The following is a 1534-nucleotide window of genomic DNA, read 5'->3' as shown; positions in this document are numbered from 1 at the left end:
CCCGATCTGGCCGCATCACGGCATCCGGATCCTGCCCGGGCCCTCGTCGCTGTGGCTCGACGCCACCGGGCACAGGCTGCCCGCGCCGCTGTTCCACATTGGCGACATCCGTGATCTTGGCGGCTGCCACGGCACGAGCGGCGTCGGGGGCGTCGTCGTCCAGCAGGACCTCGAATTCGGCGTGGTATCCCCATGCCTCGCTCCACTTGACCGCGATCTCGACACCGTCGAAGCGGAAGTTGTGCCGAAGATTGGACGCCTCGTGCATCTCTTCCTCGAACCCGAGAGCGTTGAACAGCTTCACCGCGGCGCCCACGTCGGCCGGGGCGATGGCGAACTCCGTCTCCGCGAATGAGGCGCCCTGGCCGATCTTGCTTCCCTTGAGGGTGATCTTGGCGGTGCCGGCAGCCGTGTTGTCGGTGACCTTCAGCAACTGGTCCGGCAGTACGTAGAAGTAGATGTGCTTGTCGTCGGGGCCCAGGTCCTCGCCGTCCCTCTTCAGACGGTCGACGAGCTGGTCACGGGCCTCCTTGTCGAAGCGGGCACGCATCTCGATCTCGATGGGCATGGGCGTATCGCCTCCTGAATCAGGCATGACGGAGCCAGCCGGACCGGCGCTAAGGGGGTGGGTGCTGGTTCGGACGGCTGCTGCTTTTTCGGTTGTGGGGCAGGGGCGGGGCGGTGCGGCCGTCACTCGGCCCGGCTCACCACCCCGCCGGATGGATCACTAGTCAGTCCAGGTCGCCGAAGCGTTCCCGGACTACGCCTTCGTGCAGGTAGGTGGGGAGCTGGACACCGCCCACCGAGGTGCGGCTGGTGGCCACCTGCTCTTCGGTGTCGCTGGGGAAGCCCTCCAGGAGTCGCAGGCACTGCTGCACCCACTCACGGGACTTGGGTCGGTCGCCCAGGTCGCGGTGGCGTACGGCCAGGGCGTACGCGGTCTCGGTGGCGGCCCACCGGTCTGTCGTCAGTTCGCGCTGGAAGACGGACTCCAGCTCCTCGGCGGAGGCCAGGCGGGTCTGGATGGTCATGGTTTCCCCTCTGAAGTTCGGTCGTGCACTGGTGGTGCTCAACGCATCGGCGTCCCCGCGGTGACGCTGTAACCCGCCGCTAGTACGTGTAGATCTCCGCGAGGGTCTTGTAGTCGTGCAGCTCGTCCTTGTCGAACCACAGCTCGACCTCCTGCTGCGCTTCCTCCTTGTTGCCGGAGGCGTGCACGAGGTTGGCCACGGCCTTGCCCGAGGCGATGCTGCCCGCGGCGCTGTAGTGCGAGAAGTCGCCTCGCACCGTCCCCGCCGGCGCCTGGTTCGGGTACGTGCTGCCGACGATCTTCCGCACCGTGGCGATGGCGTCGAACCCTTCCAGCACCAGCGCGATGACCGGCCCCTGCTGCATGAACGTCGACGTGACGCGGTAGACCTCCGACCCCAGCCGCTCCTCCAGATCGAAGTAGTGGCGCCGGGTGAACTCCTCGTCCATCCACTTCATCTTGGTGCCGACGATCTTCAGCGCGGCTTCCTCGAAACGAGTGATG

General features: G+C 66.7%; 3 protein-coding genes. All 3 read right to left on the bottom strand.

Going from position 1 to position 1534, the window contains the following annotated elements; genetic code table 11:
- Nucleotides 1-568, bottom strand: a 568-nt coding sequence (locus AB0I03_RS26510) for a hypothetical protein (protein ID WP_360417330.1), incomplete at its 3' end; no start/stop codon positions are given.
- A gap of 163 nt (nt 569-731) precedes the next feature.
- On the bottom strand, nt 732-1031 hold the full coding sequence (locus AB0I03_RS26505; RefSeq protein ID WP_018088334.1) for a hypothetical protein: 300 nt from the start codon (nt 1029-1031) through the stop codon (nt 732-734).
- Nucleotides 1032-1110: 79 nt separating this feature from the next.
- A partial coding sequence (locus AB0I03_RS26500) for a nucleoside-diphosphate kinase (protein WP_360417328.1) occupies nt 1111-1534 on the bottom strand: 424 nt, incomplete at its 5' end.

The organism is Glycomyces sp. NPDC021274, assembly GCF_040641195.1.
GTDB lineage: Bacteria > Actinomycetota > Actinomycetes > Mycobacteriales > Micromonosporaceae > Glycomyces.
The sequence above is the reverse complement of the archived record's forward strand: the minus strand, read 5'-3'. Positions and strand labels throughout refer to the sequence as shown.